Annotated in this window: 14 protein-coding genes and 1 tRNA gene; 11 read left to right on the forward strand and 4 right to left on the reverse strand. The window is 68.5% G+C overall.

Going from position 1 to position 12,587, the window contains the following annotated elements:
* Positions 1-20 precede the first annotated feature (20 nt).
* From ybgC to CEK69_RS07865, 10 genes are all read left to right on the forward strand, one after another.
* On the forward strand, positions 21-494 hold the full coding sequence (gene ybgC / locus CEK69_RS07820) for a tol-pal system-associated acyl-CoA thioesterase (RefSeq protein WP_152244867.1): 474 nt from the start codon (positions 21-23) through the stop codon (positions 492-494).
* Positions 491-1,267: a protein TolQ gene (tolQ, locus tag CEK69_RS07825; RefSeq protein ID WP_043091800.1), complete on the forward strand. Its 777-nt coding sequence runs from the start codon at positions 491-493 to the stop codon at positions 1,265-1,267. Before ybgC ends, tolQ begins: the two co-directional genes overlap by 4 nt.
* Positions 1,268-1,304: 37 nt before the next feature.
* Positions 1,305-1,742 (forward strand): protein TolR, encoded by a 438-nt coding sequence (tolR, locus tag CEK69_RS07830; protein WP_010344312.1) that lies wholly within the window; start codon positions 1,305-1,307, stop codon positions 1,740-1,742.
* Positions 1,732-2,733 carry a cell envelope integrity protein TolA gene (gene tolA / locus CEK69_RS07835; RefSeq protein ID WP_152244869.1) on the forward strand — a complete coding sequence of 334 codons (1,002 nt, stop codon included), beginning with the start codon at positions 1,732-1,734 and terminating at the stop codon, positions 2,731-2,733. Before tolR ends, tolA begins: the two co-directional genes overlap by 11 nt.
* 169 nt (positions 2,734-2,902) lie before the next feature.
* Positions 2,903-4,222: a Tol-Pal system beta propeller repeat protein TolB gene (tolB, locus tag CEK69_RS07840; RefSeq protein WP_017912301.1), complete on the forward strand. Its 1,320-nt coding sequence runs from the start codon at positions 2,903-2,905 to the stop codon at positions 4,220-4,222.
* A 68-nt stretch (positions 4,223-4,290) separates the two neighbouring features.
* Positions 4,291-4,809 carry a peptidoglycan-associated lipoprotein Pal gene (pal, locus tag CEK69_RS07845; RefSeq protein ID WP_152244871.1) on the forward strand — a complete coding sequence of 173 codons (519 nt, stop codon included), beginning with the start codon at positions 4,291-4,293 and terminating at the stop codon, positions 4,807-4,809.
* 6 nt (positions 4,810-4,815) lie between these two features.
* A complete protein-coding gene (gene ybgF, locus CEK69_RS07850) occupies positions 4,816-5,643 on the forward strand; it encodes a tol-pal system protein YbgF (protein WP_193313931.1) in 828 nt (275 codons plus the stop codon).
* A 46-nt stretch (positions 5,644-5,689) separates the two neighbouring features.
* Positions 5,690-6,367 carry a 7-carboxy-7-deazaguanine synthase QueE gene (gene queE / locus CEK69_RS07855; protein ID WP_152244873.1) on the forward strand — a complete coding sequence of 226 codons (678 nt, stop codon included), beginning with the start codon at positions 5,690-5,692 and terminating at the stop codon, positions 6,365-6,367.
* A 182-nt stretch (positions 6,368-6,549) separates the two neighbouring features.
* Complete coding sequence (gene queC, locus CEK69_RS07860; RefSeq protein WP_152244875.1) at positions 6,550-7,215, forward strand: 7-cyano-7-deazaguanine synthase QueC; 666 nt, start codon at positions 6,550-6,552, stop codon at positions 7,213-7,215.
* 64 nt (positions 7,216-7,279) lie between these two features.
* Positions 7,280-7,355, forward strand: a tRNA-Lys gene (locus tag CEK69_RS07865).
* 197 nt (positions 7,356-7,552) lie between these two features.
* Here the strand turns inward: CEK69_RS07865 and CEK69_RS07870 are convergent.
* Positions 7,553-8,170 (reverse strand): LysE/ArgO family amino acid transporter, encoded by a 618-nt coding sequence (locus tag CEK69_RS07870; protein ID WP_152244885.1) that lies wholly within the window; start codon positions 8,168-8,170, stop codon positions 7,553-7,555.
* A 107-nt stretch (positions 8,171-8,277) separates the two neighbouring features.
* Here CEK69_RS07870 and CEK69_RS07875 point away from each other — a divergent pair, with 107 nt between their 5' ends.
* Positions 8,278-9,186: a LysR family transcriptional regulator ArgP gene (locus tag CEK69_RS07875; RefSeq protein WP_152244877.1), complete on the forward strand. Its 909-nt coding sequence runs from the start codon at positions 8,278-8,280 to the stop codon at positions 9,184-9,186.
* A gap of 277 nt (positions 9,187-9,463) precedes the next feature.
* On the opposite strand, the gene CEK69_RS07880 is transcribed toward CEK69_RS07875, so the two are convergent.
* From CEK69_RS07880 to CEK69_RS07890, 3 genes are all read right to left on the reverse strand, one after another.
* Complete coding sequence (locus CEK69_RS07880) at positions 9,464-10,090, reverse strand: TetR/AcrR family transcriptional regulator (protein WP_017908754.1); 627 nt, start codon at positions 10,088-10,090, stop codon at positions 9,464-9,466.
* Positions 10,091-10,655: 565 nt separating this feature from the next.
* Positions 10,656-11,150 (reverse strand): hypothetical protein, encoded by a 495-nt coding sequence (locus CEK69_RS07885; RefSeq protein WP_017908753.1) that lies wholly within the window; start codon positions 11,148-11,150, stop codon positions 10,656-10,658.
* A gap of 148 nt (positions 11,151-11,298) precedes the next feature.
* Positions 11,299-12,587, reverse strand: a 1,289-nt coding sequence (locus tag CEK69_RS07890; protein WP_152244879.1) for a RecQ family ATP-dependent DNA helicase, incomplete at its 5' end; no start/stop codon positions are given.

Genomic DNA, 12,587 nt, shown 5'->3' on the forward strand with positions numbered 1-12,587 from the left:
TATCGACAGGAGCGCCGCTCTTGACTGCCGATTCCCCATTCCCCGTTCCCGATTCCCGGCTATTCAGTTGGCCGACACGCGTCTACTGGGAAGATACCGACGCCGGTGGCGTGGTCTACCACGCGCGCTACGTGGCCTTCCTGGAGCGGGCGCGCACGGAGTGGTTGCGGGCGCTGGGGTATGGTCAGGAGCGTCTGCGCCTGCAATACGATCTGGTGTTCGCGGTGCGCGCGATGCAGCTCGACTTCCTGCGCCCGGCACGCCTGGACGATTCCCTGCAGGTCGGCGTCGCGCTGTCGCACTGCAAGCGCGCCAGCCTGGTGTTCGCGCAGTCGATCCGCCGCGACGACGGGGAGCTGCTGTTGCGCGCGCAGGTGCGGGTGGCCGCGCTCAGCGCCGGCAGCTTCCGCCCGCGCGGCATGGACGACGCGCTGCACGATGCATTGAAAGTTCTTGAAATCACTGAAGCCGAATTACTGAGGAACGACGGATGATCGCATTGCTCCTGGCCCTGCAGGACACGGTGGTGGAGGCGCTGCCGCAGGACGTGACCCAGACCGCCACCCAGGCCGTCGCCAACACCGCTGCCCACGGCGGCATCAACTACCTGGACCTGATGGTCAAGGCCAGCCTGCCGGTCAAGGTGATCGTGCTGCTGCTGCTGCTCGGCTCGCTGATCAGCTGGGTCATCATCTTCCGCAAGGGCAAGGTGTTCAAGGACGCCAACCGCGAGGCCGACGACTTCGAGAACCGCTTCTGGTCCGGCACCGACCTGAGCAAGCTCTACGCCGGCGCCACCGACCGCAACCGCGTGGTCGGCGGCCTGGAGGCGATCTTCGAGGCCGGTTTCCGCGAGTTCACCCGCCTGCGCGACAAGCGCCGGCTCGATGCGCGCATCCAACTGGAAGGCGCGCAGCGGGCGATGCGCGCGACCTACGCGCGCGAGGTCGACCGCCTGGAGCGCAACCTGGAACTGCTCGCCAACATCGGCTCCACCGCCCCGTACGTGGGCCTGGTCGGCACCGTGTTCGGCATCATGGTGACCATGCACGACATGATCAACAGCGGCCAGCAGGCGGGCATCGCCGCGGTCGCGCCGGGCATCTCCGAAGCGCTGTTCGCCACCGCCATCGGCCTGTTCGTGGCGATCCCGGCGGTGTGGGCCTACAACCGCTTCACCACCCGGGTCGAGCGCCTGGCCGTGCGCTTCGAGACCTTCTCCGAAGAGTTCAGCTCCATCCTGCAGCGCCAGGCCAGCGGCGACTGAGCGTCGCCCGCCTGTCCACGACTCCCAGGATTCCCGCATGACTGCCGCCATTTCCCGCCGCAAGCGCCGCAAGCTCAAGTCCGAGATCAACGTCGTGCCGTACATCGACGTGATGCTGGTGCTGCTGATCATCTTCATGGTCACCGCGCCCTTGCTCAGCCTGAGCGTGGACGTGGACCTGCCCGATTCCACCGCGCGCTCGGTGGAGAGCAAGAAGGATCCGGTGATCGTCACCGTCGATGCCGAAGGCCGTTACACGCTGACTCTGCAGGACGGCAAGCCCGAGAAGATCGCCGCGCCGGAGCTGAAAGCCAAGATCCAGGCTTTTGTCGGCCAGAACAAGGACGTGCCGGTGTTCGTCGCCGCGCCCGGCAGCTCCAACTACCAACTGGTCATGGACACCATGGTCATGCTGCAGCAGGCCGGCGTGCCCAAGGTCGGCCTGATGAGTCAGCCCGGAAACAATGCACGCTGAAGCCGATTCCCGCCCGCCGCAGCAGCGCGGCGACGACAAGGGGCTGATCTTCGGGGTCGCCCTGGCGTTGCTGGTGCACGTGCTGATCGCACTGCTGTTCTTCCTGGCCTGGTGGTGGTCGCCGGTGCGCCAGGTCGAACCCGCCGCCGGTTCGCCGATGGTCGAGGCCTCGCTGGTGGTCTCGGCCGCCGACGTGCGCTCGGCGCAGAAGGCGGTGAAGGACGCGCCCAAGCCCTTGCCCGAGCCGCTTCCCGAACCGGTCAAGGACGTCGCCGAAGAGGACACGGTGCCGCCGCCGCAGCCGCTGCCCACGCCCAAGCCGCAGCAGGCGCCGACCCCGCAGCAGCAGAAGGCGCAGGACTTCGTCCCGGTGCCCGACAAGGTCGACCAGGACCGCGCCACCCGCACCGCGATCTCCCAGGAAAAGGAGAAGCAGGAGCAGGAGGCCAAGCGCCGCCAGGAACAGATCGACCTGACCGAGCAGAAGCGTCAGCAGGAGGCCGAGCAGAAGCAACGCCTGGCCGCGCAGCAGGAAGAGGAGCGGCAGAAGAAGATCGCCGACATCCGCAAGCAGCGCGAGAAGCTGGAGCGCGAGGCCCAACTGGCGCAGCAGAAGCTGCAGCAGATCGCCGACCTGAACGCCAAGAAGGCGTCGGCGGCCGCGGCCACCACGCCGCAGCAGGCGCCGGGCCAGAACGGCACCAATACCGACCTGCAGGCCAAGTACGCCGCCGCGATTCAGCAGGCGGTGCTGAGCCAGTGGGTGCGCCCGGACTCGGTGCCGCTGGGGCAGAAGTGCAAGATCTCGATCACCCAGATCCCAGGTGGCCAGGTCATGCAGGCCAAGGTCAGCCCCGACTGTCCCTATGACGAGGCCGGTCGCCGCTCGATCGAAGCCGCGGTGCTGCGCGCCCAGCCGTTGCCCTACCGTGGCTTCGAGACCGTGTTCGCGCGCAACCTGACCTTCAACTTCACCGCCCAGGACCAATGACCCCGGCGGCTGGCGCCGCATCGCGCGCGCCCGCCATCCACCCGACATGCGATGGGCGATAATGTGCCGCGTCCTGCCATCGGCTTCACATGGCGATGGTTCATGATTGCGAATACGTTCACCCGCGCATTGCTATCTCTTGCGCCTTTCCGATCCTGCTGAGCGACCCATGAAGAAACTGCCGCGCTGGCTTGCCGTTCTCACCGCCCTGTTGCTGCCTCTCGCCGCGTCCGCGCAGGACAAGGGCCTGGAAATCGACATCGTCGGCGGCAATGCCTCGGCGACCCCGATCACCGTCGTGCCGATGCCGTACCAGGGATCGGCGACCCCGCCGAGCACCGACGTCGCCGCGGTGGTTCGCGCCGATCTGGATCGCTCCGGCCAGTTCCGCAACCTGCCCGAGTCGCAGATCGTGGAGCGCCCGACCCGCGGCAGCGAGGTGCAGTTCGCCACCTGGCGTGCGCTGAAGCAGAGCTACCTGGTCGTCGGCCGCGTGATGGACGCCGGCGAAGGCGCCTATCGCGTCGAGTACGAACTGTTCGACGTGGGCAAGGGCGAGCGCATGCTCGGCCTGGCCATGACCGCCCGCGCCAACGCCATGCGCGACGTCGCCCACCAGATGGCCGACGCCATCTACGAGAAGATCACGGGCGTGCGCGGCGCGTTCTGGACCCGCATCGCCTACGTCACCGCCAGCGGCAAGGGCGGGGCGATGCGCTATGCGCTGATGGTCGCCGACTCCGACGGTTACAACCCGCAGACCATCGTCCGCTCGGCCGAGCCGCTGCTGTCGCCGAACTGGAGCCCGGACGGCAAGAAGCTGGCCTACGTGAGCTTCGAGCGCGGCAACTCGTCGATCTACATCCAGGACATCGCCACCGGTGCGCGCCAGCTGGTGTCCAGCTTCCGCGGCATCAACGGCGCCCCGTCGTTCTCGCCGGACGGCAAGAAGCTGGCGCTGGCGCTGTCGCGCAGCGGCAACCCGGAGATCTACGTGATGGACCTGGGCAGCAAGCAGCTGACCCAGCTGACCAACCACTTCGGCATCGACACCGAGCCGACCTGGGCGCCGGACGGCAACAGCATCTACTTCACCTCCGACCGCAGCGGCCGCCCGCAGATCTACCAGGTGCCGGCCACCGGCGGCAGCGCCACCCGCATCACTTTCCAGGGCAACTACAACGCGACCCCGAGCGTGTCCTACGACGGCAACAAGCTGGTCGTGGCCCAGGGCAGCGGCAACACCTACAAGATCGCGATGATGGACCGCAGCCTGGGTTCGCCGCGCTGGAGCACGCTGTCGACCGGTTCGCTGGACGAGTCGCCGAGCTTCGCCCCCAACGCCAGCATGGTGCTGTATGCGGCGCGTGAAGGCGGCCGTGGCGTGCTGTACGCGGTCTCGGCCGATGCCCGCGTGCGGCAGCGCCTGGTGCTCGCCGATGGCGACGTGCGCGAACCGTCCTGGTCGCCGTATCGCACCGCACGTTGACATGTAAGTTTGGTGTTAATATTTCGCTGTTGAACCCCTCATCGGCCCAGGAGCCACAAGGTATCGCCATGAACAAGACCACCCGCGTTCTGCTTGTTTCGCTGTTGTCCGTCGCAGCTCTGGCCGGCTGCGCCAAGAAGGTCAAGGAACAGCCCCAGACCGACACCACCGGCACCACCGGTACCACCGTCCCGACCGGCCCGTCGACCTCCGGTCTGTACGGCCCGGGCGACCTGGACACCGATTCCTGCCTGCGTCAGCGCGTGGTCTACTTCGACCTGGACAAGGACACCGTGAAGCCGGAGTTCCAGGCGATCATGGCCTGCCACGCCAAGTACCTGCGTGACCGTCCGTCCTCGCGCATCACCCTGCAGGGCAACACCGACGAGCGTGGTTCGCGCGAGTACAACATGGGCCTGGGCGAGCGTCGTGCCAACGCCGTGTCCTCGGCGCTGCAGGCCAACGGTGGCTCGGCTGCGCAGCTGACCGTGGTCAGCTACGGCGAAGAGCGTCCGGTCTGCACCGAGTCGAACGAGTCCTGCTGGTCGCAGAACCGTCGCGTCGAGATCGTCTACACGGCGCAGTAAGAAAAGATGCGTATCGGTGTCCTTACATCGATGATCGTCGCGGCGGCCCTCGTGGCCGCCGCGCCGGCTCATGCGCAGCGCGCAAGCCTGGCCGACCGCGTTTCCGCGCTCGAGCAGCAGGCCATGAATACCCAGGCCAACACCGACATCCTGAACCAGCTCAACCAGCTGCGGACGCAGATGCAGTCGATGGAGGCCACGATCGAACAACTGCAGCACAGCAACGACCAGCTCAAGCAGCAGATCAAGGACCAGTACCTGGACCTGGATGGCCGCGTGGGCCGGCTCGAGAATGGTGCAGGGGCAGGGGCGACGCCGCCGTTGCCGCCGGCCAATGGCGCCGCACCGGCTGTTGCGCCGGCCGCGCCCGCAGGCAAGCCGTCCGCCGTCGCCGAGCCGCCGCCGTCGGTGCACGGTGACGCCGGTACCCTGGCCGCCGCGGGTGACGAGCGGGCCGCCTACAATGTCGCCTTCGATGCCCTGAAGGCGGGCAAGTACGCCGACTCGGCGAACCTGTTCCAGAACTTCCTGCAGGCCTACCCGAACGGCGTGTATGCGCCGAACGCGCTGTACTGGCTGGGCGAGAGCTACTACGCCACCAAGAACTTCCAGTTGGCTGAGGCCCAGTTCCAGGACCTGATCGGCCGCTACCCGACCCACGACAAGGCACCCGGTGCGTTGCTCAAGCTGGGTCTGTCCCAGTACGGCGAAGGCCGCGTCCAGGACGCCGAGCAGACCCTGCAGCAGGTCGGCGCGAAGTATCCTGGGTCCGATGCCGCGCGGACCGCGCAGGACCGCCTGCAGTCGATCCGTCTCGGCCAGCAGCTGCGCTGAGCCCCTAACGCTGCCGCCGCCGTCGCGGGAGCATCTTTCTCCCGCCATGGCCGCCGTTCCCAGCTATATCGTCCAAAGCCCGCTGCCCCGCCTCAAGCTGACGGAGATCTTCCTGTCGCTGCAGGGGGAGGCCGAGAGCTCCGGCTGGCCGACCGTGTTCGTGCGTCTCACCGGCTGCCCGCTGCGCTGCAGCTACTGCGACACCGCCTACGCCTTCCATGGCGGGCAGTGGTGGGACATCGACGCGATTCTCGAAGAAGTGGCGCGCCACGGCGTGCGCCACGTCTGCGTCACCGGCGGCGAACCGCTGGCGCAGAAGCGCTGCCTGCAGCTGCTGCAGCGCCTGTGCGACGCCGGCTACGACGTGTCGCTGGAGACCTCCGGCGCGCTGGACATCGCCGAAGTCGACCCGCGGGTGTCGCGGGTGCTCGACATCAAGACCCCGGCGTCGCAGGAAGCGCACCGCAACCGCTGGGAGAACCTGCCGCTGCTGACCGCGCGCGACCAGATCAAGTTCGTCCTGTGCGGCCGCGCCGACTACGAATGGGCGCGCGCCGTGGTCGCCGAACACCGACTGGACACGCGCTGCACCGTCTGGTTCTCGCCGAGCAAGAGCGAACTGACCGCACGCGACCTGGCCGACTGGATCGTCGCCGATCGCCTGCCGGTGCGCTTCCAGATGCAGTTGCATAAGCTGCTGTGGAACGACGAGCCGGGGCGGTAGCTGCGCGCTGGCGCGCAGCTGGGAATCGGGAATGGGGAAACGGGAATCGGAGAGCGCCGCGCGGTAGGCGTGGCTCTACCTGATCCGCTTTCGCTTCTCGAAGACCTTCGATCTTCCCGGTCCAGCCTGACTGCTACGCTCTTCCCATTCCCGTTTCCCCATTCCCCACTCCCGGCACCCAGATGAAAAACGCCGTCGCCCTTCTCTCCGGTGGCATGGACTCCGCCGTCGTCGTCGCCATCGCCCGTGCGCAGGGGTTCGCGGTGCATGCCTTGAGCGTGCGCTACGGTCAGCGCCACACCTCCGAACTGGACGCTGCCGCGCGTGTTGCCTCGGCGCTCGGCGCGGTGGCGCACAAGACCGTCAACGTCGACCTGCGCAGCATCGGCGGCTCCGCGCTGACCGACGACATCGAGGTGCCGGATGCCGGCGGCGACGGCATCCCGGTCACCTATGTGCCGGCGCGCAACACCATCATGCTGTCGGTGGCGCTGGGCTGGGCCGAGGTGCTGGGCGCGGCCGACATCTTCTGCGGGGTCAACGCCGTGGACTATTCCGGCTATCCCGATTGCCGCCCCGAGTTCATCGACGCGTTCCAGACCCTGGCCAACCTGGCGACCAAGGCCGGGGTGGAGGGTGCCGGGCTGCGCGTGCATGCGCCGTTGCAGCACATGAGCAAGGCCGACATCGTGCGCGAAGGCGTGCGCCTGGGCGTGGACTTCGGCCTGACCGTGTCCTGCTACCGCGCCGACGACGCCGGTCGCGCCTGCGGCCACTGCGATGCCTGCCGCCTGCGCGCGGCCGGCTTCGCCGACGCCGGCGTTGCCGACCCGACCCGCTACGCCTGATTTCGCGAAACGCCCCGTGCTGGGGTAGACTACGCGCCCCGGTGCAACGCCGGGGTCTTGTTTTGGGCCGTTAGCTCAGTCGGTAGAGCAGAAGACTTTTAATCTTTTGGTCGATGGTTCGAATCCATCACGGCCCACCACTCCGCTCAGCGGGTTGCGCGTCGCCTTTGGCGGTTTTTTCGCCAGCTTCGGACATCACTCCTGAATTCAACGCGAGGTGCGCTGCTTCCTTGTCGGGATTGCGTGGTCGTCGGCTTGCTGCATTCACTTCCGCCATTGCGCGAAAGCTGCAAGCGTGGCCAGTCGCACTGGTTGGCAGCCACCGCATCCCGATCGCTCACCCCAAAGGCTGCAGGAGCAACGCGAGGCACAAGCCCAGCATGAACAGCGCGACCGCCGCATCCAGCAACCGCCACGCAGCGGGCTTGCGGAACACGGGCTGCAGCAGCCGCGCGCCGTAGCCCAGGCTGCCGAACCAGGTCGCGCTGGCCAGGCAGGCGCCGAGTGCGAAGGCCCAGCGCAGTTGTCCCGGGTAGCGCGTGGAGAGGCTGCCCAGCAGCACCATGGTGTCCAGGTAGACATGTGGATTGAGGAAGGTGAAGGCCAGGCAGGTCAGCAGGACGCGTTGCCAGCTCCGCTGATCCTCGCCGTGCGCCAGCAGGCCGCCAGTGCCGCGCCAGGCGCGTCGTGCCGCAAGTAGCGCGTAGGCGCCGAGGAAGGCTGCGCCGCCGAAGCGCAAGGCCTGCAGCACGCCGGGCCAGGCATCCACCACGGCACCGATGCCGGACACGCCGAGGACGATCAGCGCGATGTCGCTGGCGGCGCACACGGCCACGACCAGGCCGACATGCCGACGCTGCAGTCCCTGGCGCAGCACAAAGGCGTTCTGCGCGCCGATGGCGACGATCAGGCCGGTGCCGGCGACGAGGCCTGCCAACAGTGCGTGCAGCCACATAGCGATGAGGTCCTGGGACATGGGGCGAGCATGCTGCACGCGTCGGCGCGATTAGCCAAACTCGTTTTTCTGTACGCTCTGAAGAATCTCTAATCCGCATAACCGCCATGGATCTGCTCCACCCCCAGCTGTCCGCCTTCGCCGCCGTGCTGGAAGAAGGGAGTTTCGAGGCCGCCGCGCGCCGCCTGGCGCTGACGCCGTCGGCGGTCTCGCAGCGGATCAAGGCGCTGGAAGACCGGCTTGGCCAAGTGCTGATCGTGCGCCAGGCTCCATGCCGGCCGACCCCCGCCGGGGAGCGCCTGCTGCGCAGCGTGCGGCCGATGCAGGTGCTGGAGGCCGAGGCGGTGGCCGACCTGTTGCCCGCGCCTGCGAGCAGTGCAGCGGCACGCAGCATCGCCATCGCCGTCAACGACGATTCGCTGCAGACCTGGTTCCTGGATGCGCTGGCGGCGCTGCACGACGCGCATGGCTACCTGTTCGATATCCAGGTGGACGACCAGGACCACACGCTGGAGCTGTTGCGCAGCGGCGCGGTGCTCGGTGCCGTCACCTCCGTTGGCAAGGCGTTGCAGGGCTGCAATGTGCTGTCGCTGGGCGCGATGCGCTACCGCGCGATCGCCTCGCCGGCGTTTTTCGCCCGCTACTTTGCCGACGGCCTGGATGCGGCGGCGCTGGCCCGCGCCCCGATGATCGTCTACAACCGCAAGGACGCGCTGCAGGCGCGCTTCGTGCGGCGCATCACCCGCGCGCGGTTGCACCCGCCGATCCACTACCTGCCGACCTCCATCGGCTTCGTCGAGGCGGCCGCGCGTGGACTGGGCTGGTGCCTGGCGCCGGAGCCGATGCTGGTGGCCGCGCTGCGACAGCGGCAGATCGTGGTCGTCGATGCGCAGCGCTGGCTCGACGTGCCGCTGTACTGGCAGCATGTCGCGGTCCGTTCCAGGACGCTGCAACACATCGCTCAGGCGCTGCGTGCCGCAGCGGAGGGCATGCACGCGTCAGCGCCGCTTGCCTGAGCGTCGCTCGCGGTGGGTCGCTTGCTCCGGCGCCGATCATCGTCCAGGGCGACCTCCTGCTTGTGACGGCATGCTTGTGACGGCAGCAGTGCATCGACGTCGAGTGCTGCCGGGGATCAGGTCAGGGTCGTTTCGCAGGTGACGCCGCTCGGCCTCATGCCGCCTCGTGCAGGAACGCAGCGCCGGCGTCTGTATCCGCAGGGCGCATCAGGATCCCGGTCACTTCGGTGATGGGGGTGGACGAGCGTCAGGGCGGAGGGCGCGGCGGACGACGGCGTCAGGCCTGCGCCGTGCTGAAGATCCCGGCCAGGCTCTCGCTCAGGATCAACTGCAGATGCATGCGGTTGAGCTCCACGCCGGTGGTCATCATCATGTGCAGGCCGCCGCACATCGCGGCGACCGCGTAGACGCGGGCCTGGAATTCGGCTTCGCTGCCGCTCCAGCCGTGGTCGCGCAGCATGCGCCGCAGCAGGTCGCCGAGGTTCTGCACCAAGGACACGTTGAGCCGGCGCGCGTACTGCGCCAGTTCGGGGTCGCGTGCGGCGGCCAGGTCCATCTCCAGATCCAGGCGCCGCCGCCGCTGGTTGGCATCGGCCACCAGCCAGTCTTCCAATGCCCCGGCGATGAACGTGGTCGCGTCCTGGTGCGGCGGCGGTTGCAGCAGCCACATGGTGCGGATCGCACGCTCGTAGCCGCGTTCCATCAGCGCCTGGACCAGGCTGCGCTTGTCGTCGAACTGCCGACGTACCGCGCTGCAGGAGACGTCGGCAGTCCCGGCGATCAGTTCGAAGGTGGTGGCGCCGAGGCCGTTCTCGACGATGCAGCGCTCGGCCGCATCGAGGACGTCATCGTGCAGGCGCTGCTCGCGTTCGCGGGCGCTGTGCAGCCGGACTACGTTGGACATGGCGTGAGCTCGGGGGGAAGCGATGCCACATGAAGGGGAGGTACGCCGGGCGACCGGCCGCGACGCGCACGCGATGCGTGACGCCGCCGCGGACGGCATGCCGACAAAGGCAGCGCGATTGTAGACGCGATGCGTCGCGGTCGCGCGTGTGGCGACAAGTCGGTCGATCCCGTAGCCACCACCGTGACGGGCGGCACTCTCGAGTGGGGGTATCGATGCGCGCTTCGCGCGCAATGGACGCAGCGGGCACGGCTGCATGACTGGGTGCTGGAGCGCGAGCGTGGGAGCGGGCGGTTTCAGTGGTGCCGGCACGACACGGCGCACCGCGGGGTGCTGCGATTGCGGATGTGAACAGGGGGGTACGCGCCGTCGGAAAGTTCCAGGCCGCGTGCGGGCCAGCCTGGGAGTCCGGCGGGCACTGCTGTCAACTTCGGGAAGTGCGCGGTAGGAGTGCCTTCAGCCGCGACGGGCGTTACCGGGAACGCCCCGTGGGGGGATGACGCAACGTACATCGGTTCGAGCGTGGCGGGAGCGGATCATTGGCGCTGCCCTCGTGTCGCTGTGCTTACCAGCCGAACGGCGGCGGGCCGTAGGCGCCGGGATAGTAGCCGCGGCCGAACACCGGGCCGTCGCCGCGGCCGACGCTGATGCTGATGCCCATCTGCCGCGGCTTGCCGTCGTCGGTGTAGGAGGTCTTGCACAGGTTCAGATTGGCGGCCTGGTAGTTGCTGTTGCCGCCATGCGTGGAATAGCCGATGCCGGTGGCGACGCTGCCGTGCACGTCGCCGTTGCAGCGGTCGGCCTGCGCCTGCAGGGCCTCGGCGCGCGCCTGCGCTGCCGCCGCCTTCTGCGCCGAGGCCGAGGTGCCGCTGGTATCGCCGTAGTACGTGCCCGGCGGATCGGCCTTGGTGCCGGGATCGGCGTAGGTGATCGGTTGTTGCGGCACGCTCAGGTCGAGCTTGCGCTTGGCCGCCTCGCTGTCGCTGGTGGCATCGGCGGTCTGGGCCAGGGCCGGGCCGGCAAGCAGGGCGCAGGCGAGGAGAAGGAGGCTGCGGTTCATCGGGCATCCGCCAGAAGAGAGGGGCCCGGCGGAGCCTGTCAGACGCTCCGCCGTGACGCTGACGCTATCAATACCACGTTGAACCCGGCCTGTCGGCGCCGCGGGCCGCGCCGCGACGTGCCGATGCTGCAGGCGCCGCTGCAGCGCTTCAGCCCTGTCCGTGCACCACGTCGAGCAGTTGCTGGCCGTAGCGGGCCAGCTTGCTGCCGCCGATGCCGCCGACCCGCGCCAGTTCGTCCAGGCTGCTCGGGCGCTGCTCGGCGATGTTGCGCAGGGTGCTGTCGTGGAAGATCACGAAGGCCGGCACGTTCTGTTCCTTGGCCAGGCCGGCGCGGAGGTCGCGCAGCGCGTTGAACAGGGGCAGGTCCTGCGCCTGCACTGGGACGCCGGTGCGCGGGCTGCCGCTGCGGTCGCCGCGCTCGCGGCCGCGGCTTGGCAGTTCGCGGCGCATCATGATCTTGCGTTCGCCCTTGAGCACCTGGCGGCTGGCGTCGGTGAGGCGCAGGCCGCCGTAGGCGTCGCTGTCCACTTCCAGCAGGCCGGTGGCGACCAGTTGCCGGAACACGCCGCGCCAGGCGCGCGCGTCCAGGTCCTTGCCGATGCCGTAGGTGCTGAGCTGGTCGTGGCCGAACTGCTTGATCTTCTCGCCTTCGTTGCCGCGCAGGATGTCGATCAGGTGGCCGACGCCGAAGCGCTGGCCGCTGCGGTACACGCAGCTCAGCGCCTTCTGCACGGCCACCGTGGCATCCCAGGCGTCGGCCGGCTGCAGGCAGTTGTCGCAGTTGCCGCAGGGCTGCGGATAGGTCTCGCCGAAGCCGGCCAGCAGCACCTGGCGGCGGCACTGCATCGACTCGCAGTAGCCCAGCAACTGGTCGAGCTTGCGCCGTTCCACGCGCTTGCGTTCTTCGCCGGCCTCGCCCTGCTCGATCATCTGCTTGAGCAGCACCACGTCGCCCAGGCCGTAGCACAGCCAGGCTTCGGCGGCCTCGCCGTCGCGGCCGGCGCGGCCGGTCTCCTGGTAGTACCCCTCCAGCGACTTGGGCAGGTCGGTGTGGGCGACGAAGCGCACGTCGGGCTTGTCGATGCCCATGCCGAAGGCGATGGTGGCGCACATCACGATGCCGTCCTCGCGCAGGAAGCGGCGCTGGTTGTCGGCGCGCACCTCGGCCGGCAAACCGGCGTGGTAGGGCAGGGCGTTCAGGCCCTCGCGGGCGAGGAAGTCGGCGGTCTCCTCGACCTTGCGCCGCGACATGCAGTAGACGATGCCGGCGCTGCCGCGGTGCGCGCGCAGGAAGTCCAGCAGCTGGCGCCGCGCATTGTCCTTCTGCACCACCGTGTAGCGGATGTTGGGGCGGTCGAAGGAGCTGACGAAATGGCGCGCCTGGGCCAGGTCCAGGCGCTCGGCGATCTCGCGCTGGGTCGGCGGATCGGCGGTGG

The sequence above is a fragment of the Xanthomonas sp. LMG 12462 genome, from assembly GCF_009192885.1.
GTDB lineage: Bacteria > Pseudomonadota > Gammaproteobacteria > Xanthomonadales > Xanthomonadaceae > Xanthomonas_A > Xanthomonas_A sontii.